Source organism: Agromyces solani (genome assembly GCF_058349925.1).
Window position 1 is genome coordinate 1 of sequence record NZ_JBYRER010000006.1, and the last position, 19,843, is coordinate 19,843.

Below are 19,843 nucleotides of genomic sequence, written 5' to 3' on the forward strand. Positions count from 1 at the left end.
CGATGCCGATCACGGTCGAGCCCCAGAGCCCGAGCTTGCCGATGGCGAGGCCCTTCGTGGGGGTGCCGGGTGCGGGTGCGCCGGAGGGGGCGGTTGCGCCGGTCGCGGAGGCTGGGACTGCGGTCTGCTTCGTCAACGTGTACCTGCTCGTCGTCGAGGGTGGGTGGGGCTCGAACAGTGTACCCGACCGACCGACTAGTCGGTCTGTTCTGGCGGCGCGAAGGTGCTCGGGCGACAGCGGCGCACGGCGCCGGTGCGGGGTCGCCGCGGACGCGCCTAGGCGTCGCCGGCGCGCAGGCCCTCGAGCGCCGTGATGATCGCATCGACCCCGTCGGGCGTGACGACCTGTTCACCCGCCTCGATATTCATCAGCGCGTTGTGGTTGATCCCGTCGCCGACGAAGAGCACCAGGCGCGCGAGCGTCGCATCGCCCGTGGCCGCCTCGAGGACGCCGAGCCAGTCGGCGCGGCACTCGCGCAGCACCTCGACGGCCGCCTCGTCGCCCGTCTGCGCGATGCGATAGGCCGCCTCGATCAGCCGCTCGAGCTCGCTGTCGCGATCGAGCGACGAGACGAGGTAGAAGCGAACCGCGCCCCCGGGCGCGAGGCGCATCTGCTCGGCGTCGCGACGTGCCTGCGCCCGCACCTCGCCGAAGAGGGCGGCGCGCAGCGCGCTCACCGACGAGAAGTGGTGCAGCGCGCCCGACTTCGAGAGCCCGGCGCGCCCGGCGACGGCCTCGAGGGTCGCCCCCCGCAGGCCCCGCTCGACGACGAGGTCGGTGTACGCGGTGAGGACTCGGGCGGCCTGGCCATCGACGGTGATCACCACGCCATCGTACGAGCCCGTGCCGGCACGGGGCGCGCGGATGCGCGAGCGCCCGGCAGCACGAGGGCGCGGCACCCGTTCGATGTGAACGGATGCCGCGCCCGAGGTGGTGCGTGCGACCTAGTGTCCGACCGCCCGCAGCGCGTTCACGATGCCGTCGCCGAAGAAGCCGTTGGTCTTCTTCGCACTCTCGCACGTGTGCGTCGCGGTGAGCGTCGCGCCCGCCGGGGTGTGACGCGTGTACGTGAAGTCCGCCGGGACCGGGCAGGCCTCGTCGACCGCCGACTTCAGCAGCTTCTTCTCCACCGCGTTGGCGTTCATCCACAGGCCGCCCCGCAGCGGGTCGGCCGCGCCGTACTCGCTCACGACGAGCGCCGCGACGCCGGCCGCGTGCGGCGACGCCATCGAGGTGCCCTGCAGGTACTGGTAGTACGCGCACGTGCCCTCGTCGTCGCAGCTCTCGACCGCCCAGTCGACAACCACGTCGCCGTTCTCGTCGATCGCGCCCTCCGCCTCGGCGAGCGCCGCCGGGTACGCCGCGAGGATGCCCTTCGTGACGTCGCGCGTGTTCGTCGCGGTGTCGTATACGTCGCCACCGGGCGCGGCCACGTCGATGTACCCGTTGCCGTAGCTCGAGTAGTACGCCTTGCGCTCGGAGATGCCCGTGCTCGAGACCGAGATCACGCCGTCCCCCTCTGCGGGCATCGAGATGCACGACTCGGGGTCGAGCAGGTCGCGCACGTAGGCGGCCTCGCCGGGCACGCTCGCGAAGTCGGGGCTGCCCGAGTCGGTGACGACCTTGGTGTAGTCGATCGCCTCATTGCCGGCGGCCGCGACGAGCGTCACGCCGTGGCCGCGGGCGTAGTCGAGCGCACGCTGCATCGCCTCGACGATGGTGCGCTGCTCGGCCTGGTCCTCGGGCGAGTCGGCCGGGTGGCTCGAGCAGTTGAAGAGCCAGGGGTCGACGTAGTAGCTCATGTTGACCACGTCGATGCCGGCGTCGCCCGCGTAGGTGAGCGCGTCGACCGAGGGCTGCAGGAAGAAGTACCCCGAGTCCTGGCCGGCACGGAGGTTCACGAGCGACACGTTCGGCGCGACGCCCGCGATGCCGAGTCCGTTGATCGGCGAGCCGATCGTCGAGGCGACGTGGGTGCCGTGGCCGTTCTCGTCGACGTCGGCCGCGTCCTCGCACGAACCGTCGGGCTCGTCGGCGCAGTCGCCGTCGATCGGGTCGCCGTTCGCGTCGACGGGCACGTCGACCGTGAAATTGCGGCTGAGCTCGGCGTCGAAGTTCGGCGCGATGTCGGGGTGGCTGCCGTCGACGCCGGTGTCGATGATGCCGACCCGGACGCCCTGCGAACCCTGCTGCCAGGCATAGGAGCCGTCGACCGTCGCGTCGATCTGCTGCATGTCCCACTGCAGGTCGGCGAGCGGCTCGGCGTCGGGCGAGCTCTGCGTGTGCGACTTCGCCTTGCCGGGAGCGACGCGGCCCTCGTCCTCGACGCCGTCGCTCTTCTTCGCGTCGGCGTGGCCCGAGGTCGGAACGTCCGCGATGACGCGGTTCTGGGCGGTGCCCTCGATGGCCGACTGGTCGGCGGCGGCCGCGGCGAAGCCGGCACCGGCGCGCACGGTGGCGACGCCGATGGCCTCGTTCTGCGAGACGACGGTGCCGCCCACGGACTCGACCGCGGCGAGCGCGTCGGCGCTCGACACCCCCTCGGCGAAGAGCACGACGTATTCGTGCTCGGCGCCCGAGTCGGCCCCGACGGCTCCCGCAGGTGTGGCGGCGAGCGCGGTCAGGCCGATCGCGAGCGCAGAAGCTGCTGCGATGGATCGCATCTTCAGCATGAAGCATCCTTCCTCATTGACGGATCTTGCCCGGCCATGCTCGCACAGGGGCGCGCCCGGTCGGTAGTCGGTTCACGCACTGTTCGACGACGCCGGCGGAATAGCCGGGCAGTTCCATGCGTTCGAATCGATCGGGACGACGACGACCCGCACCACCGCTCATCGAACGAACCAGGAACCACTCGCATGACCCTCGTCACCGACCTCACGTCCCGCAAGGCCGACACGGCCGCCCCCCTCATCGACCCGCTCGTCGAGCGCTGGAGCCCCCGCGCCTTCGACCCCGAGGCCGTCGTCGAGACCGAGACCCTGCGCACGATCCTCGAGGCCGCCCGCTGGGCCCCCTCGGCGAACAACTCGCAGCCGTGGCGCTTCATCGTCGCCCGCCGCGGCACCGCCGCGTTCACGACCCTGCACGACAAGATGGCCGGCTTCAACCAGGAGTGGGCCGACTCGGCCGCCGTGCTCATCGTGAACATCGCCGAGACGGTCGACGCCGAGGGCCGTCAGCGCCCCTGGGCGCGCTACGACCTCGGCCAGGCCGTCGCCCACCTCACGGTGCAGGCGCAGCACGAGGGCCTGCACACGCACCAGATGGGCGGCTTCGACGCGGCGGCGATCCACGACGCGTTCGGCCTGCCCGAGAACCAGGAGGTCGTCTCCATCACCACGATCGGCGCGCTCGGCGACGTCGACCAGCTGAACGAGGTGCTCCGCGAGCGCGAGGTCGCGCCGCGCCGGCGCATGGAGCTGGCCGAGTTCGTCACGGTCGGCGAGTAACCGCCGCAACAGCACGGATGCCTCGGGGCCGATAGGCCCCGAGGCATCCTGCTGCACGGTCCGCGCTCCGACCCCGCGTGGGGGCGACGAGTCGAAGGAGCATCTCGCCCAATTGCTCCGAAACAGCGCCGGAGGTCGGCTTTCGCTCCTGCGACTCGTCAGCGGCCGGGCCGCTCAGACCCCCGCGAGGTCGACCGGCGCCGTCGGCGTATGCCGACCGTCCGACCCGGCAGGCGCCGACCGCATCGCCCGCTCCTGCGAGCCCTTGCGATCGAGCGCCTTCTTGATGCGCCACGCCGCGAACACCGCGATGAGGCTCACCAGGAGGTGCATGCCGAGGAAGACGTCGGCGAGCCCGGCGCCGAGCAGGACGCCCGCGACGAGCGGACCCGCGGCCGAGAACGCGGTCTGCATCGCGCCGATCGTGCCGAGCGTCTGCCCGACCATGCCCTTGGGCGCGAGCTGCGCGGTGAGCGGGTTGAGCACGGGGCTGTAGATCGTCTCGCCGACGGCGAAGATGCCGTACGTCATGACGAACAGCGCCGAGGCGATGCCGGGGGCGAACTGCGCCGCCGACAGAATGAGCCACGACACGACCCAGATCGAGCCGACTGCCATGAGCAGCACGGGTGCGCTGCGCTTGGCGGTGAGCTTCACGACGATCACCTGCAGCGCGACGATCACGAGGCAGTTGATCGCCGCGGCCAGGCCGATCGCGGCGGGGTCGACGTCGAGCACGGTGATGCCGTAGGCCGGCAGGCCCGACTCGAACTGCGCGTAGAAGCCCAGCGCGAGCGTCACGGTGACGACGGCCGTCCACCGCATGGCGGGCTCGGCGAAGATCCGGCGCAGCGCACCGCGCGACGTCGCGCGGTCGGGGTGCCCGTCGCCGTCGAGGTCGACGACGGCGATCGCGCCGGTCGCCGCCTCGATCGCGGAGAAGGCGCCGGTGTGCGCCGAGATGTGGCCGGCGAGTCCGCCCGCGTCGGCGCCGGGCAGTGCGAGGTCGCCGGCCCGTCGCACGCGCCCGGCGAGCGCGATGATCGCCGACGACAGCACGAAGCCGCCGGCCGCCATCATGAAGCCGACGTCGAGGCCGTCGGTCCGGTCGAGGTCGACGACGAGCCCGGCGAGGAAGGCGCCGGCCGCCATGCCGAGGGACTCGCCCGTGAACTTGTAGGCGAACACCTTGCGCCGGTCGTCGCCCGACGACCACTGCAGCGCGAGCACCTGCTTGGCCGGCACGGCCGCCGAGAGGCCGAGGCCGAACACGAGCATGCCGGCGAGGAACAGCGCCGGCAGGTCGGCGAAGACGAGCGACGCGACGCCCACGGCGCCGATGAGCTGCGCGACGACCGCGACCTTCACGGGGTCGAAGCGGTCGGCGAGGCGACCCGCGAGCGGGGCCGCCACGAGCGCGCCGATCGAGAACAGCGACGACGCGCCGGCGGCGACGAGGGCACCCCAGCCGCGGGTGTCGGCCGCGTAGGCGTACTGGTAGGGCAGCACCGCCCCCCAACCGAGCGAACCGATGGCACTGGCCAGGATGAGCAGTCGTGCGCGCATGATGGTGTCCTCCTCCCGAGGTCTCGACGAGCAGAGGGATGCCTCGCGCCGACGCCGGCGGCGAAGCATCCCTCACCCTTCGAATGCGAAGTATTCGATATCGAAATATTAGCAACCGAAGTATGCGTGGGAGAATTCCCGTATGCCCCGACGAACCCAGAGCGCCCCCGAGCTGCACCGCCGCGCGGTCGCGACCTACGTCGCCGCGGGCGGCGAGGAGTCGGTGCAGCGGGTGATCACGGCGGTGCAGAGCCTCACGAAGAAGCTCGACCAGTGGTACGTCCGCCAGCTCGCCGACCTCGACATCGCCGCCGGCGAGTGGGCCGTCGTCACCTCGCTCGCGAAGGCGGGCGAACCCCTCACGCCGAGCCAGCTCGCCGACCTCACGAACGTCGCGCCCTCGTCGATGACGCACCGGCTCGACAAGCTCGCCGAGCGCGGTCTGGTCGAGCGCACGCCCGACCCCGAGAACCGCACCCGCACCTACGTGAGCCTCACCGACGAGGGGTGGGAGCTGTTCAGCCTCGCCATCCGCGGCTCGTCCGTCGTCGAGACCGACGTGCTGCAGGACCTGAGCGACGACGAGCGCATCGAGCTCGCCCGGCTGCTCGAGGTCGTGATCGCCCGCCTCGACGACGTCGAGGCGTAGGGCGGGCTACCAGGAGCGCACGCGCTCGACCGTCACCCGCACCGGCACCGAGTACTCCGCGATGAAGCGTTCGGGCGTGTAGTCGAGCCGCGCGATGGCGTCCGCGTACTTCTCCGCGTAGCCGGCCCACTCGGGCGCGTCGCCGGCCTCGCCGATGCGAGCCGCCCCCGTGAACACCGCGACGTCGTCGCCAACGCCGTCGCTGTTGAAGTGCAGCGCGGTGCGCGGGTTGCGCGCGAGGTTCACGAGCTTCGGGGTGTCGGGCTTCGACAGCAGCATGAGCTCGCCGTCGTTCCACACGAACCATACGGGCGTCGGCACGGGCGTGCCGTGCGCGTTCACCGTCGTGAGCCAGATGGTCTCCTCGGTCGCGAGGCGCTCGACGACCCGGTCGCTCAGCTTCAGTTCGGTCGGCATGGATGTCTCCTCCGGTTCTCCGTTCGCCGCGCCCGCCGTCACGGCCGGAGCAGCACCTTGATCGCGCGCCGCTCGTCCATCGCGGCGTAGGCGTCCGCGACCTCGGCGAGCGGCAGTTCGAGGTCGAACACGAGGCCCGGCTCGATCGCACCCGAGAGCACGTCGGGCAGCAGCTCCTCGATGTAGCCGCGCACGGGCGCGACGCCGCCGTTCACACCGACGTTCGTGTTGAAGAGCTGGCGCACGGGCAGCTCTGGGCCGCCGTTCGGCACGCCGACGTAGCCGACCATGCCGCCGGGGCGCGCCGAGCGGATCGCCTGGTCCATCGACTCCTTCGTGCCGACGCACTCGAGCACCCGGTCGGCGCCGATGCCCCCGGTGAGCTCGCGCACGGCCGCGACGCCCTCCGCGCCGCGCTCGGCGACGACGTGCGTCGCACCGAACCGGCGGGCGAGCGCCTGGCGCTCGGGTTGGCGGCTCATGGCGATGATCGTCTCGGCGCCGAGCCGCTTCGCGGCGATGATCGCGCAGAGGCCGACGGCGCCGTCGCCGACGACGGCGACCGAGTCGCCGGGCCGGACCCCGGCGGAGACCGCGGCGTGGTGGCCCGTGCCCATGACGTCGGAGAGGGAGAGGAGGCCGGGCACCTGCTCGTCGGCCACGGGACCGGGCACGACGACGAGCGTGCCGTCGGCGAGCGGTACGCGGACGCGCTCGCCCTGGCCGGCGTCGGCGAACGCGCCCTTGCGGTCGTCGCCGCCCCACCAGCCGCCGTGCAGGCACGAGGTCGAGACGCCGTTGCGGCAGTTCGCGCACGTGCCGTCGCAGATGTAGAAGGGCGCGATGACGAAGTCGCCGACCTGCACGCCGGTCACGTCGTCGCCGATCGCCTCGACGACGCCGACGAACTCGTGGCCGATGCGCCGCGGGTCGTGCGTCGGCGTGATGCCGCGGTACGGCCACAGGTCCGAGCCGCAGACGCAGGCGGCGACGACCTTCACGATCGCGTCGTCGCCGGTCGTGATGACGGGGTCGGGCACGGTCTCGACGCGGATGTCCCGGGCGGCGTGGATGACGGTGGCGAGCATGCCTCCGAGCCTATTGCCGGTTCGGGGCCGTGCGGCCGGATCGACGCTCGCTCAGCCGGCCCGCCGCTCGGCGAGCAGTGCGCGCAGCTGCGCGACGACGAGGTCGTGGTCGTCCTGCTGGGGGAGGCCCGAGACGCCGACGGCACCGATCACGGCGCCCGAGTCCAGCCGAAGCGGCACGACGCCGCCGTGCGCCGCGTACTGCTGCGGGTCGAGTCGCGCGTGCTCGTCGAAGTCCTCTCCCTTGGCGCGGAACTCCTCGCCGACGCGCAGCGACGCCTTGCCGTACCGTTCGACGACCCGGTGCTTGCGCTCGAGCCAGCCGTCGTTGTCGGCGCTCGCGCCGGGCAGCGCCGCGTGGAAGACCCGCTGCGGGCCGAACCAGATCGCGATCGCGATCGCGAGCCCGCGTTCGGCCGCGACCGAGCGGAGCCGGCTGCCGAGCTCCCAGGCGTCGTCGTGGGTGAACGCGGCGAACCGCAACTCGTCGTCTTCGGCCTCGAGGCGGCCGAGCAGTGCGCTCATGCACGAAGCGTACCCGCCGGACCGAGCCCGCACCTCCGGCCGTGAGATCGCACGGTTGGTGCGATGTCGGAGGCATCCGCCAAGATGTCGGAGTGACCGGCATGAGATCGTTCTGGGCCGCCCTGCCGACCGAGGGGCGTTGGCTGCTGTCGACCGTCGCCATCCAGACCCTCGGGCGCGGCCTCACGCTGCCGTTCACGATCATCTACCTGCACGAGGTGCGCGGGTTCGACCTCGGCGTGTCGGGCACGCTCATGAGCCTCATCGCGATCACCGGGCTCATCGTCACGGGGCCGGGCGGCACGCTCATCGACCGCTTCGGCGCCAAGATCGTACTCATCGTGGGGCTCGTCGCGATGATCGCGGGCTGCACCCTGCTCGCCTTCGCGACGACGCCCGCGGTGGCCGCGGTCGCCCTCGTGCTCATCGGCATCAACTTCGGCGTCTCGTGGCCGGGGTTCAACGCGCTCATCGCGACGGTCGTCGAGGGCGACCTGCGCCAGCAGTACTTCGGCGTCAACTTCGCCCTCGTCAACCTCGGCATCGGCGTGGGCGGCATCATCGGCGGCTTCTTCGTCGACGTCGACAACCCCGACACCTTCACCGCGATCTTCCTCGTCGACGCGGCGACGAGCCTCATCCCGATGGCGCTGCTGCTCGGTCCGCTGCGCCACGTCCGCACGCACGGCGAGCCCGACGAGCACGCCGAGCCCGTGGGCGGCTACCGCGAGGCCCTGAAGCGCCCCGCGGTGCTGTGGCTGACGCTCGTCACCTTCATCTCGGTCTTCATCGGCTACGGCCAGATGGAGGCCGGCTTCCCCGCCTACGCGCGGCAGGTGTCCGAGGTGTCGACGCAGATCGTCGGCTTCTCGTTCGCCGTCAACACGGCCGTCATCGTGCTGCTCCAGTTCACCGTGCTCAAGCTCATCGCGGGGCACCGCCGCACCCGTGTGATGCAGGTCATGGCCGGGGTCTGGGCGGTCTCGTGGCTCGTGCTCGGCGCGACGGGCCTCCTGCCCGACTCGATCGCGGCGGCGATCGGCGTGCTCGCGTTCATGGGCATCTTCGCCTTCGGCGAGACGATGCTCCAGCCGACCGTGCCGGCGATCTACAACGACCTCGCCGACGACCGCAACCGCGGTCGTTACAACGCGATCAACTCGGCCGCGTTCCAGGGCGGCGCGATCACGGGGCCGGTGGTCGCGGGCGTACTGCTCGGCGTCGGGCAGGGCGCCTGGTACATCGCGGCGATGGTCGCGGGCTGCGTGCTGATCATGCTGCTCGCGCTCACGCTCGAGCGCCGCGTCCCCGCGTCGGCGAACGGCGTCGCCGAGCCCTCGCCCGAACCGGCCTCCGACCCGAGCCCCTCTCCGGCCGGTCCCGCAGCGGGCTGAGACCCCGGCGAAGGGCGACGCCGGCGAGCGAGCGGCGGGCCTACGACTTCGGCAGCGGCGGGACGAGCAACCGGATCGACCACCCGAACAGCAGGAAGAGCACGCCGACCCCGCCCGCGAACAACGCGATGCCGAACGCGATCACCGACGTGAACAACGACGCGCGCAGGAACGACGCGTTCATGACGGTGGTGCGCAGCGGGTCGTCCTGGTCGAGCTCCGAGTAGGTCATGCCGTCGGCCATGGCGCGCGCGTGCATGTCGATGACCCCGGCCTGCACGTACGCGTCGATCGGCCCGTCGACGACCTCGCCCGCGAAGATCGGCGCGTCATCCGGGATGACGATGTTCTCGGCCCGCAGCTGGGAGGACACGCCCACCCATGCCACGATCGCCACGACGATCAGCAGGATCCCCCCGATGATCCCCGCGAGCCCGGTCAATCGCACCACGTTCACCTGCGTGCGGTTGAGCACCACTCCGCCCGTCTCGAGCTGCTCGGTCACGTCGCCCCCTTCGAACCGCGTTCGGGGCCAAGGCTAGCGACTCCCCCGTCCCGCCGACAGACCCTCGCCATGACGCCGCCCGACGACGAGTCGGTGCTCGTCGCGCGGGACGGCGGGCCGGGCGAGCCGGTGACCTGCGAGGTCGAGCGGCCCGGGTTCGCACGCGACTGATCGGGCACCGCACGCCGAACGGGTCACCCACGAGGCATCCGCCGGCATGAACGGATGCCTCGTGCCGAGCGTCACTCGTCGAGGAGCTCCGCGTCGATGACCTCGTCGACGCCGCCGGCGCGGCCGGGGACCGCGTCGGCGCGCGTGACCGTGAGCGACTCGCCGTCGCCGGCGAGCCCGACCACCACGGCGTCGCCGTCGCGCACGCTGCCGTCGAGCAGGGCCCTGGCGAGCCGGTCGTCGATCTCGCGCTGCATGAGCCGGCGCAGCGGACGCGCGCCGTAGAGCGGGTCGTAGCCGCGCTCGGCGAGCCAGGCCCGCGCGTCGGGCGTGACCCCGAGCTCGAGCCGACGCTCGTGCAGGCGGGCGGTCAGCCGGTCGATGTAGAGGTTCACGATCTCGGCGAGGTCCTGCTCGCTGAGCGCCGAGAAGACGACGAGATCGTCGAGGCGGTTCACGAACTCGGGCTTGAACGCCTGTCGCACGGTCTGCATGACGGCCTGCTCCTTCTCGCTCCAGCTGAGGGCCGGGTCGATCAGGTACTGCGAGCCGAGGTTCGACGTGAGGATCAGGATCGTGTTGCGGAAGTCGACCGTGCGGCCCTGGCCGTCGGTCAGGCGACCGTCGTCGAGCACCTGAAGGAGCACGTCGAACACCTCGGGGTGCGCCTTCTCGACCTCGTCGAAGAGGATGACCGAGTAGGGGCGCCGCCGCACGGCCTCGGTGAGCTGGCCGCCCTGGTCGTAGCCGACGTACCCGGGAGGCGCGCCGACGAGCCGCGAGACGGAGAACTTCTCGCCGTACTCCGACATGTCGATGCGCACCATGGCGCGCTCGTCGTCGAAGAGGAACTCGGCGAGCGCCTTCGCGAGCTCGGTCTTGCCGACGCCCGTCGGCCCGAGGAACAGGAACGAGCCGGTCGGCCGGTTCGGGTCGTTGATGCCCGCGCGCGAGCGGCGCACCGCGTCGGCGACCGCCGCGACGGCCGGCTTCTGGCCGATGAGGCGCTTGCCGAGCTCCTGCTCGAGGTGCAGCAGCTTCTCGGTCTCGCCCTGCATGAGCTTGCCGACGGGGATGCCCGTCCACGCCGAGATCACCGCGGCGATGTCCTCGTCGGTGACCTGCTCGTTGACCATGCGGGGCTCGCCGCCGGCGTTGCCCGCCGCGTCGGCCTGCTCGGCCGCCTCGAGGTCGCGCTGGAGGTTCTTGATGGTCTCGTACTCGAGCCGCGACGCCTTCTGGTAGTCGCCGGCGCGCAGCGCGAGGTCGCGCTGGGTCACCGCCTCGTCGAGCTGCTTCTTGAGGTCGCCGACCCGGTTGAGGCCCTGGCGCTCGCGCGCCCAGCGGGCCTCGAGCTCGGCGAGCTCGCGCTCGTGCTCGACGAGGGTCTCGCGCAGCTTCGCGAGGCGCTCCTTCGAGGCCTCGTCCTTCTCCTTCTTGAGGGCGAGCTCCTCGAGCTTCATGCGATCGACCTGGCGCTTGAGCTGGTCGATCTCGACGGGCGACGAGTCGATCTCCATCTTGAGTCGCGACATGGCCTCGTCGATGAGGTCGATGGCCTTGTCGGGCAGCTGCCGCGCCGTGATGTACCGGTTCGAGAGGGATGCCGCGGCCACGAGTGCGGCGTCGGAGATGGTGACCCCGTGGTGGGCCTCGTAACGGCCCTTGAGCCCGCGCAGGATCGCGATCGTGTCCTCGACCGACGGCTCGCCGACGTACACCTGCTGGAATCGGCGCTCGAGCGCGGCATCCTTCTCGATGTACTCGCGGTACTCGTCGAGCGTCGTCGCGCCGATGAGGTGCAGCTCGCCGCGGGCGAGCATGGGCTTCAGCATGTTGGAGGCCGCGACCGAGCCCTCGCCGCCGCCCGCGCCCATGAGCAGGTGCAGTTCGTCGACGAACGTGATGATGCCGCCCTCGGCCTCGTTGATCTCCTTGAGCACGGCCTTCAGCCGCTCCTCGAACTGGCCGCGGTACATGGCGCCCGCGACGAGGGCGGAGATGTCGAGCGAGACGAGCTGCTTGTCCTTCAGCGACTCGGCGACGTCGCCCGCGACGATGCGCTGGGCGAGCCCCTCGACCACGGCGGTCTTGCCGACGCCGGGCTCGCCGATGAGCACGGGGTTGTTCTTGGTACGACGGGTCAGCACCTGGCTCACGCGCCGGATCTCGGCGTCGCGGCCGATCACCGGGTCGAGCTTGCCGGCCTTCGCGAGGTCGGTCAGGTTGACGCCGAACTGTTCGAGCGCCGACTTCTGCTCCTCCTGCGAGTTCGGCGCGCCCTGCATGTTTGCCACTCAGTGTCCCTTCGTTCAAAACTTGAGTCTACTGAACTCAACTTCGCGAAGGGGGTCGGTATTCCGGATTCCGCACCGGAATCTCCCCCGCGACTCACGCTAGACCGGATGCCTCGGGCCGGCCAGCCTCCGAATCCGCGCGGGAGCGCACGGACCGGCGCGGCGCGCCCGCCCGCACGACGGATGTCCTGGCTTCGCTCCCCCGCGATGACGGTTTCGCCGCAGATGGCCCGCGCGTCGGCCCGAGCGGCCCTACGCTCACCTCCATGACCGCCCTCCCCCGCCGCTCACGAGTGGGCTACGCCCTCGGCGGCATCGCCTCCGGCACCTACGGCACGGTGCCCGGCCTCATCCTGATGCCGTTCCTCACCGACCTCCTCGGGGTCGAGGCGGCGGTCGCCGGCATGATCGTGTTCGCCCCGAAGGCGTGGGACTTCTTCCTCAACCCGGTCGCGGGGCGGATCAGCGATCGCTCGACGCATCCGCACGACCGCCGTCGCCCGTTCATGCTGCGCGCGGGCATCCTGCTCGCGCTCGCCTTCGCGGCGATGTTCCTCGGCCCGACCGCACCGCCCGCGGCGGCCGCGATCTGGGTGCTCACGCTGTTCCTCGCCACCGCGACGGTCTACGCGTTCTTCCAGGTGCCGTATCTCGCGATGTCGGCCGAGATCACCGACGACTACTCCGAGCGCACCCGCCTCGTCACCTGGCGGGTCATCGTGTTCACGCTCGCGATCCTCGTCTCGGGGGCGACCGCTCCCGCGCTCGTCGAGCTCGTGGGCGGCGTCGCGGGCTATCGCCTGATGGCCGGCGCGATGGCCGCCCTCATCCTCATCGGCACGATCGGCGTGTGGTGGGGCACGCGAGGGACGCCCCTCACCCGCGACGAGGTGGCCGGGGGCCGCCTGTTCGAACAGCTCGCGGTGGTGCTGCGCGACCGCGACGCCCGCGCGCTCATCACCGCCTACGTGCTGCAGGCCGTCGGGATCGGGATGGTGCTCGGCGGCGTCGTCTACGTGGCCCGTCACGTCGTGCACGACCCGGGCATCGCCACCCTCGCCTTCGTCTGCTTCGTCGCGCCCGCCCTCGTGCTGACCCCTGCGTGGTCGCTGCTCGCGCGGCGGATCGGCAAGAAGCGCGGCTTCGTCGTCGCGACGGTCGTGATGTCGGCGGGGCTCGTCGCCCTCCTCGCGGCACGGACGGGGGATGCGACGCCGCTGCTGATCGCCTCGGGCGCCGTCGGCATCGGCTACGCCGGTGCGCAGCTCTTCCCCCTCGCGATGCTGCCCGACTTCGCGGCCGACGACGCGAGACGGAACGGCACCAACCGGATCGGGATGATCTCGGGGGTGTGGTCCGGCTTCGAGCTGCTGGGCTACGCGCTCGGGCCTGCCGTGCTCGGCGTCGTGCTCACGCTCGGCGGTTACCGCGCAGCCACGGGCGGCGATGTCGCGCAGTCGGATGCCGCGCAGTGGGCGATCGTGCTCGGCGTCTCGGTGATCCCGGCGGCCCTCTGCGTCACCAGCCTCCTGCCGCTCTCGCGCTACCGGCTCGACGACCGGCTGCGCGCGGCCGCCACGACCGTCCCGGCCGGGATCCGCTGACGCGCGCCGAGGCGCGTCGCGCCGGCTGGACCCTCACCACCGTACGGGCACACGTGCGATCGAACGCCCCGCCCCGTCGAGGACATGCCCGTTGCGCTTCACCTCGCGCAGCACGGTCCATCGATCGACGACCTCGACGTCGCCGCCCCACGACGCCTCGATCCGCTGCAACTCGGTGAGCGACCGGGCGCGCACGCAGACGAACACCGGGGCACGCCCGACGACCACGCCGACGCGGTGCGCCTCGGGAAGCTGTGCGGCACGGGTCGCCGCCGCCTCGCCGTCGCTCGCGCGGGCCCACAGCACCGCCCCGCGCCGATACCCCGCCGCGGGCATCGCGAGGTCGCAGCCGAGCCGGAGGAGGCCCGATGCGACGGCCCGATCGACGGTCCGGCGGGCCGTGGCCTCCGAGACGCCGAGGACCCCGGCGAGCGCGGCGGCCGGCAGCCGCGGGTCGTCGTCGAGGGCTTCGGCGAGTTCGGCGACGACGTCGGCCCGGGGCGGGCGGAGATCGCCGCTGGGCCTCGGAGCCGCGAGCGCCTGCCGCTGCCGGCGCGAGAGCACTCGCAGCCGCCAGGTCGAGTCCTCCGCGGTGATCGCGGCGGCGACGTCCATCCGTCGTACCCGCTCGCCGAGGGCGTCCATCTCGCGCACGCGTTCGCCCAGCACGGGAAGGCCGCCGGTCCCGGCGACGAGCACGAGCCAACCGGCCGAGGTCTCGTCGACGCTGAGCGCCCACGGCCGGGCGACGATCTCCTCCACCCCGGTTCCGCCCGTGCGCCGGTCGAGCAGCACCACGGCGACGTCGGTGGTCGACGACCATCGCTCCGGTGTCGGCCACGCGGTGAGCCAGGCCCTCGATTCGTCGCGCAGGGCCTGCCAGTGGCGGACCACCGTCGCCGAGTCGGCGCCGACTGCCGCGGCGATGCGGGTCCACGGCGCCCTGGCATCGATCTGCAGGGCGTGCACGATCGCGAGGTCGAGTTCGCCGAGCGGCTCGAGGCCGTCGTCATCGGAGGCATCCATGTGACGGATCCTATGCGTATCGTCGGTGGCGATGAAGGTTTCGGCTCACCGGTGGCCGCACGTCGGTGGTCTCCTTATCCTTCGAGCATGCATTTGACCGAAGCTTCGATGTTGGCGACCATCGAGGATCTCGTCGCGATGGCGCCGCGCGCCACCGGCTCACCGGGCGGCGAGGCCGCGGCCGCCTATGTCGAGCGGCGCTTCACCGCGGCGGGGCTTGCGACCGAGGTGCTCGAGGTGCCGTCGTTCTCCTGGCGGGCCACGGAGTGCACGATCCGCGTCGGCGACGAGGAGCTCGCATGCGCTCCGATCCTGCACTCGGGCCTGCCGGCGCACGATTGGACCGGCGAGGCCGAGCACCGCATCGACGCGCGCGTCGTCGACATCGGATCCGACCGTGTGCGCCGCCACGACGTGCGCGGTGCGATCGTGCTCTTCGACCTGACCTTCGACATGACCGTCGCGCACTCCTTGGCGCTGACCCTCTACCTGCACGACCCGGGACGCCGGGTGTTCCGGCGCGAGGTGCTCGGCAGCCGCAACCCGTACGTCACCTCGCTCGCGCGCACGATGCGCGAAGCGGCGGCCGCCGGCGCCGTCGGCGTGATCGGCGTGCTGCGCGACTACCCCGACTCGCGGAATTACCACAACGAGTACTACCGACGCACCCTCTTCCGCCTGCCGGGCGCCTGGGTCACGAGGGCGGAGGGCGCGCGGCTGCGCACCCTGCTGCGCGCGGGGCGGTGGGCCCGTCTCGCGCTCGGGACGGCTCGGTGCGAGGCCGTCTCGCGCACGGTCATCGGCGTGCTGCCCGGGCGCACCGCGGACGCCGTGATGATCCAGTCCCATCACGACTCGGTCGGGCCGGGCGCCGTGGAGGACGCCTCCGGCACGGCCGAGGTCATCGCCCTGGCCGAGCACTACGGCGCTGCGTCGAAGGCCGGCGCTGCGCGCGAGAAGACCCTGCTCTTCGTCACCTTCGACACGCACTTCACCGGGTACCAGGCGCATCGCGAGTTCGCGGCGAGGTACGTGCTGTCGAGCGACTCGCCGTGGAACATCGTGCTCAACACGACCATCGAGCACATCGGCCTGCGCGCCGTCGAGGGCGCCGACGGCGGCTTCGCCTCGACCGCCGAGACCGAGCCGCGCGGCATCTTCGTGAACGTGAATCCGGCATTCACCTGGCGCATCGGCCGCGCGGTCAAGCGCCGCGGGCTGCACGGCACGAGCCTGCTCGGGGCGGGCGCGCTCGAGTTCTTCGCGGGCGGCATCCCCACCGACGCGTCGTTCACCTTCGTCTCGGGCGTTCCCACCGTCAGCCTGATCTCGGGGCCGCTCTACCTCTACGACGACGCCGACACGATCGACCGCATCGACCGGGACCAGCTCGTGCCGGTGGCCCGATTCTTCGCCGAGATCGTGGACGACGCCGACGGGCGCGACGGCCGTCGGCTCGGGACGATGCCATCGGCACTGCGTCGGCTCCTCCCACGGGGACGCTGGTGACGCGGGTGGTCGCGTTCCCGGCGCGCGGGGTCGACGGCACCGAGCACGAGCAGACCGGGCTGCTGCACCTGCCCGACGTCGCGCCGCCGGCCGACGGGTTCCCGGTGGTCGTGTACGGGCACATGACCACGGGCGGCTCGCCGCGCTCGGCACCGAGTGCGGGCGATCCGACCCATCCGGAATGGCGACGGATGTCGCAGGGCGACGCACTCTGCGGCGCCCTCCTCGACCGCGGGATCGCCGTGCTGCGCCCCGACTACGAGGGCATCGGCGGCCCCGGGGCGCACCCGTACCTCGTCGGCTCGTCGCTGGCGGCGTCGATGACCGGCATCATGCGCTCGCGCGGCTCGTTCGACGGTCGGCTCGGCGACGCCTGGGTGGTCGCCGGGCACTCCGAGGGCGCGGTGGCCGCGCTGCACGCCTCGACGACCGACGAGCCCGACTCGCGATCGCGACTCGTCGGCACCGCGGCCTTCGCACCGGTGACGCGGATGGATCGGAGCATCGGCGCGGCCGTGCGGATGGGCGTCCGCTTCCCCGGCTCCGGCGTCGTCTCGGCACTCATCGGACTGATGCTGCGGGGGGCGGCGACGACCGACGAGCGGATGCGTGAGCTCATCGCCGCCGACGGGCTCAGCCGGCGGGCGGCGGCGCACTGGGACGACCTCGACCGGTTCTGCCTGACCGAGCTGGCATCGGACGGGTCGTGGGGCGGCATCGCGCCCGGCCGCATCGGCGGGCCCGACGGCGGTGAACTGTTCGACCGCCTCCGGGCCGCCTTCCGCGCGAACGAGGTCGCCGACCTGACCGGGTTCCGTGCGCCGGTGCGCATCGACGCGGCCCGATTCGACGAGGTCGCGCCGGCCCCGCTGTCCGCCCGGCTGCTGCGGCACTACCGGGCGGACGGCGTGGAACTGACGAGCGCCTGGTGGCCGACGCACCACTCGGGCACCATGCACGGGCGGCACGCGCCGTCGCTCGCCGCCGACTGGATCGCGGCCCGATTCCGCCGCGCCCGCTGACCGCGCCCGAGCGCGGCCGACGACGAGGCATCCATGCGTCGGAATGCACCGTCTGCAGCGCGCGTTGCCTCTGACATGCGACGCTTCGGAACCCTCTCGTTCGGACACTACGGCCCGCTCGGCGGCGGCCGCGAGCTGTCGGCGGCCGACTCGATGCTGCAGGCGATCGACCTCGCGCAGGGCATGGACGAGCTCGGGGTCAACGGCGTCTACTTCCGGGTGCACCACTTCGCACGCCAGCAGGCGTCGCCGATGACGTTGCTCGCGGCGATCGCCGCACGCACCTCGCGCATCGAGATGGGCACGGGCGTCGTCGACATGCGCTACGAGAACCCGCTTCATCTCGCCGAGGACGCGGCGGCGGTGGACCTCATCTCGGGCGGCCGGCTCGCGCTCGGCGTGAGCCGCGGGTCACCCGAAACCGTCGTACGCGGTTACGAGGTGTTCGGCTACACGGGCTCCGAGGATCCGCGCGGCGCCGACATCGCCCGCGACCACTTCGCCCGGTTCCTGCAGGCGATCGAGGGCGAGGGGCTCGCCGAGCCCGACCGTTCGTCGCCGTTCGCCGGCCCGGTGACGGGCACCGGCGGCCTGCAGCGCATCGAGCCGTACTCGCCCGGGCTCCGCTCGCGCATCTGGTGGGGCGCCGGCAACCGGGACTCCGCCGAGTGGGCGGGTCGGGTGGGGGTCAACCTCATGTCGTCGACGCTCCTCACCGAGGATCGCGGCATTCCGTTCGACGAGCTGCAGGCGCAGCAGATCGAGGCCTTCCGCTCCGCGTGGCGCGAGGCGGGCCACCAGGGCGAGCCGCGCACCTCGGTGAGCCGGTCGATCTTCCCGATCACGACGGCGGAGGACGAGCTGTACTTCGGCGGCCGGCAGGAGGGCGACGGCGTCGGCTACATCGACGGGCTGCGATCGACCTTCGGCAAGACCTACGCCGGCGCGCCGGACCAGCTCGTCGAGCAGCTGCAGCGCGACGCCGCCGTCCGGTCGGCCGACACGCTCATGCTCACGATCCCGAGCCAGCTCGGCGTCGAGTTCAACCTGCGCCTGGTCTCGGCGTTCGCCGAGCACGTCGCCCCGAGCCTCGGCTGGGAGCCGACGACCGCAGGTTGAGGCTCAGCGCACGACCTCGACCGAGGTCACGGTCGTGCGCACGACACCCGACGGCGTCGGCACCTCGTACCGGACCGGCATGCCCGGATAGCCGGGCGCGAACCAGAAGACCGCGACCGACGAGCCGTCGTCGCCGTGACGGTTCGCATAGCGGAGGCACTCGAGCTCGCCGAGGGGCGTCTCGACGACCTCGGTCGTGCGTTCAGTGTGGTCGGCGGGGAATGCCGCATGCTCCTGCAGTTCTCGCCAGGTCACGCGCTCGCTCGTCACCGGGCCGTCGACCTCGCCGTCGTCGTCGAGCCGCCACTGCTCGAGCGTCGCACCCTCGGCATCGCATTCGCTGAACCGGTTGACCCGCTCGAACCTGCCTCCGCCGGGCAGGTCGACCACGAGCCGGATCGTCTTGCCCGATCCGCTCCCCGCCCTGATCTCGTCGGCAGTGAACGGCGTCGGCAGGAGACCCGGCCCGAGCACGTGCGGGTCGTCGCTCACGAAGCCCGCGAGGGCGGCGTCATCGCTCATGGCGCAAGTCTGCGACATCCGAGGTCATCTTGGAACCTTCCGGGGCGATTCAATGCGTTCTCATACGTTCATGCGAGAGGCTCGAAGTCCGACCACTCCGCTCCAGAGCAGGAGCCGCATGCAGAAGCGCACGAAGATCATCACCGCGTCGCTCGCCGCCGGGGCCCTCGCCCTGGGCGCGACCGCCGCGATCGCAGGCCCCCTCGTCTACCGCGACCTCATCGTCGGCGACGCCGACGCGGCGCCTCGCGTGACGACGGCACCCATCGAAGCGAGCGATGCGGATGCCTCGGGCTCGACCGCAGATCTCAGCGGCGAGTGGACGGTGGCCGAGGGCTCGTTCGCGGGGTATCGCGTCGACGAGGTGCTGAACGGCACCGATGTGACCGTGACGGGCCGCACGGCGGAGGTCGACGGCACGCTCGTGGTCGACGCGCTCACCCTCGCGGACGCCGAGTTCACCGTCGACGTCGCCTCGATCGAGACCGACTCGGCGAATCGCGACGACTACTTCCGGTCGGCCGCCCTCCGAACCGACGAGTTCCCGACGGCCACGTTCGTGCTCACCGAGCCGATCACCGTCACCGCGGCGCCTACCGTGGGCGAGGTCCAGCAGGTGACCGCGACGGGCGAGCTCACCCTCGCCGGGCAGACACGGCCCGTGACGGTGGAACTCGAGGCCGTGCTCGACGGCGCTACCGGCCAGGTGGCCGGCAGCATTCCGATCACCTTCGCCGACTACGGCGTCGAAGCGCCCGACTTCGGCTTCGTCTCGGTCGAGCCCGACGGCTTCGTCGAGTTCTCGCTCGTCCTCGAGCGGGCCTGAGCCCGCTGTGCCGGCCCGAACGGAAGGGCCGTTAAACCAAGAAGAGCCGCACAGCATCTCTGCTGGCGGCTCTTCTCGAATGAATGTCCGGCGGTGTCCTACTCTCCCACAGGGTCCCCCCTGCAGTACCATCGGCGCTGCGAGTCTTAG

General features: G+C 71.8%; 18 protein-coding genes. 8 read left to right on the forward strand and 10 right to left on the reverse strand.

The annotated features are described in order from the left end of the window. Window positions 1–276: 276 nt before the first annotated feature. Together AC3RJ7_RS18685 and AC3RJ7_RS18690 are read right to left on the reverse strand one after the other, a co-directional pair. The gene (locus AC3RJ7_RS18685; RefSeq protein WP_491457370.1) at window positions 277–825 is read right to left on the reverse strand and encodes a TetR/AcrR family transcriptional regulator; all 549 of its coding nucleotides are present in this window, start codon (window positions 823–825) and stop codon (window positions 277–279) included. 120 nt (window positions 826–945) lie between these two features. Then, complete coding sequence (locus AC3RJ7_RS18690) at window positions 946–2,673, reverse strand: S8 family peptidase (protein ID WP_491457371.1); 1,728 nt, start codon at window positions 2,671–2,673, stop codon at window positions 946–948. A 186-nt stretch (window positions 2,674–2,859) separates the two neighbouring features. Here AC3RJ7_RS18690 and AC3RJ7_RS18695 point away from each other — a divergent pair, with 186 nt between their 5' ends. Continuing rightward, window positions 2,860–3,453, forward strand: a complete 594-nt coding sequence (locus tag AC3RJ7_RS18695) for a nitroreductase family protein (protein WP_491457372.1) — start codon at window positions 2,860–2,862, stop codon at window positions 3,451–3,453. Between the two features lie 174 nt (window positions 3,454–3,627). On the opposite strand, the gene AC3RJ7_RS18700 is transcribed toward AC3RJ7_RS18695, so the two are convergent. Next, a complete protein-coding gene (locus AC3RJ7_RS18700) occupies window positions 3,628–5,019 on the reverse strand; it encodes an MFS transporter (protein WP_491457373.1) in 1,392 nt (463 codons plus the stop codon). Between the two features lie 142 nt (window positions 5,020–5,161). Between AC3RJ7_RS18700 and AC3RJ7_RS18705 the strand changes: the two genes are divergently transcribed. After that, window positions 5,162–5,668: a MarR family winged helix-turn-helix transcriptional regulator gene (locus AC3RJ7_RS18705; RefSeq protein ID WP_491457374.1), complete on the forward strand. Its 507-nt coding sequence runs from the start codon at window positions 5,162–5,164 to the stop codon at window positions 5,666–5,668. 6 nt (window positions 5,669–5,674) lie between these two features. Here the strand turns inward: AC3RJ7_RS18705 and AC3RJ7_RS18710 are convergent, their stop codons facing one another. The 3 genes from AC3RJ7_RS18710 to AC3RJ7_RS18720 are packed head-to-tail and all read right to left on the reverse strand — an operon-like array spanning window position 5,675 to window position 7,698. Then, complete coding sequence (locus AC3RJ7_RS18710; RefSeq protein ID WP_491457375.1) at window positions 5,675–6,085, reverse strand: TIGR03667 family PPOX class F420-dependent oxidoreductase; 411 nt, start codon at window positions 6,083–6,085, stop codon at window positions 5,675–5,677. Between the two features lie 38 nt (window positions 6,086–6,123). Further along, window positions 6,124–7,173: a zinc-dependent alcohol dehydrogenase family protein gene (locus tag AC3RJ7_RS18715; protein ID WP_491457376.1), complete on the reverse strand. Its 1,050-nt coding sequence runs from the start codon at window positions 7,171–7,173 to the stop codon at window positions 6,124–6,126. A 51-nt stretch (window positions 7,174–7,224) separates the two neighbouring features. Beyond that, window positions 7,225–7,698: a heme-degrading domain-containing protein gene (locus tag AC3RJ7_RS18720; RefSeq protein WP_491457377.1), complete on the reverse strand. Its 474-nt coding sequence runs from the start codon at window positions 7,696–7,698 to the stop codon at window positions 7,225–7,227. A 101-nt stretch (window positions 7,699–7,799) separates the two neighbouring features. Here AC3RJ7_RS18720 and AC3RJ7_RS18725 point away from each other — a divergent pair, with 101 nt between their 5' ends. After that, the gene (locus tag AC3RJ7_RS18725; protein ID WP_491457386.1) at window positions 7,800–9,092 is read left to right on the forward strand and encodes an MFS transporter; all 1,293 of its coding nucleotides are present in this window, start codon (window positions 7,800–7,802) and stop codon (window positions 9,090–9,092) included. Between the two features lie 40 nt (window positions 9,093–9,132). On the opposite strand, the gene AC3RJ7_RS18730 is transcribed toward AC3RJ7_RS18725, so the two are convergent. After that, on the reverse strand, window positions 9,133–9,597 hold the full coding sequence (locus tag AC3RJ7_RS18730; protein ID WP_491457378.1) for an aromatic ring-opening dioxygenase LigA: 465 nt from the start codon (window positions 9,595–9,597) through the stop codon (window positions 9,133–9,135). A 242-nt stretch (window positions 9,598–9,839) separates the two neighbouring features. After that, the gene (locus tag AC3RJ7_RS18735; RefSeq protein WP_491457387.1) at window positions 9,840–12,056 is read right to left on the reverse strand and encodes an ATP-dependent Clp protease ATP-binding subunit; all 2,217 of its coding nucleotides are present in this window, start codon (window positions 12,054–12,056) and stop codon (window positions 9,840–9,842) included. A gap of 275 nt (window positions 12,057–12,331) precedes the next feature. Between AC3RJ7_RS18735 and AC3RJ7_RS18740 the strand changes: the two genes are divergently transcribed. Further along, window positions 12,332–13,669 carry an MFS transporter gene (locus AC3RJ7_RS18740; protein ID WP_491457379.1) on the forward strand — a complete coding sequence of 446 codons (1,338 nt, stop codon included), beginning with the start codon at window positions 12,332–12,334 and terminating at the stop codon, window positions 13,667–13,669. A 33-nt stretch (window positions 13,670–13,702) separates the two neighbouring features. On the opposite strand, the gene AC3RJ7_RS18745 is transcribed toward AC3RJ7_RS18740, so the two are convergent. Then, window positions 13,703–14,695, reverse strand: a complete 993-nt coding sequence (locus AC3RJ7_RS18745; RefSeq protein ID WP_491457380.1) for an Lrp/AsnC family transcriptional regulator — start codon at window positions 14,693–14,695, stop codon at window positions 13,703–13,705. Window positions 14,696–14,803: 108 nt separating this feature from the next. Between AC3RJ7_RS18745 and AC3RJ7_RS18750 the strand changes: the two genes are divergently transcribed. From AC3RJ7_RS18750 to AC3RJ7_RS18760, 3 genes are all read left to right on the forward strand, one after another. Beyond that, on the forward strand, window positions 14,804–16,204 hold the full coding sequence (locus AC3RJ7_RS18750) for a M28 family peptidase (protein WP_491457381.1): 1,401 nt from the start codon (window positions 14,804–14,806) through the stop codon (window positions 16,202–16,204). After that, window positions 16,201–17,226, forward strand: a complete 1,026-nt coding sequence (locus AC3RJ7_RS18755; protein ID WP_491457382.1) for an alpha/beta hydrolase family protein — start codon at window positions 16,201–16,203, stop codon at window positions 17,224–17,226. Before AC3RJ7_RS18750 ends, AC3RJ7_RS18755 begins: the two co-directional genes overlap by 4 nt. A 75-nt stretch (window positions 17,227–17,301) precedes the next feature. Further along, window positions 17,302–18,345 carry an LLM class flavin-dependent oxidoreductase gene (locus AC3RJ7_RS18760; RefSeq protein ID WP_491457383.1) on the forward strand — a complete coding sequence of 348 codons (1,044 nt, stop codon included), beginning with the start codon at window positions 17,302–17,304 and terminating at the stop codon, window positions 18,343–18,345. A gap of 3 nt (window positions 18,346–18,348) precedes the next feature. On the opposite strand, the gene AC3RJ7_RS18765 is transcribed toward AC3RJ7_RS18760, so the two are convergent. After that, window positions 18,349–18,867: a hypothetical protein gene (locus AC3RJ7_RS18765; RefSeq protein ID WP_491457384.1), complete on the reverse strand. Its 519-nt coding sequence runs from the start codon at window positions 18,865–18,867 to the stop codon at window positions 18,349–18,351. A gap of 118 nt (window positions 18,868–18,985) precedes the next feature. Between AC3RJ7_RS18765 and AC3RJ7_RS18770 the strand changes: the two genes are divergently transcribed. Next, window positions 18,986–19,693 (forward strand): YceI family protein, encoded by a 708-nt coding sequence (locus tag AC3RJ7_RS18770; protein ID WP_491457385.1) that lies wholly within the window; start codon window positions 18,986–18,988, stop codon window positions 19,691–19,693. The last annotated feature ends 150 nt before the right edge of the window (window positions 19,694–19,843 follow it).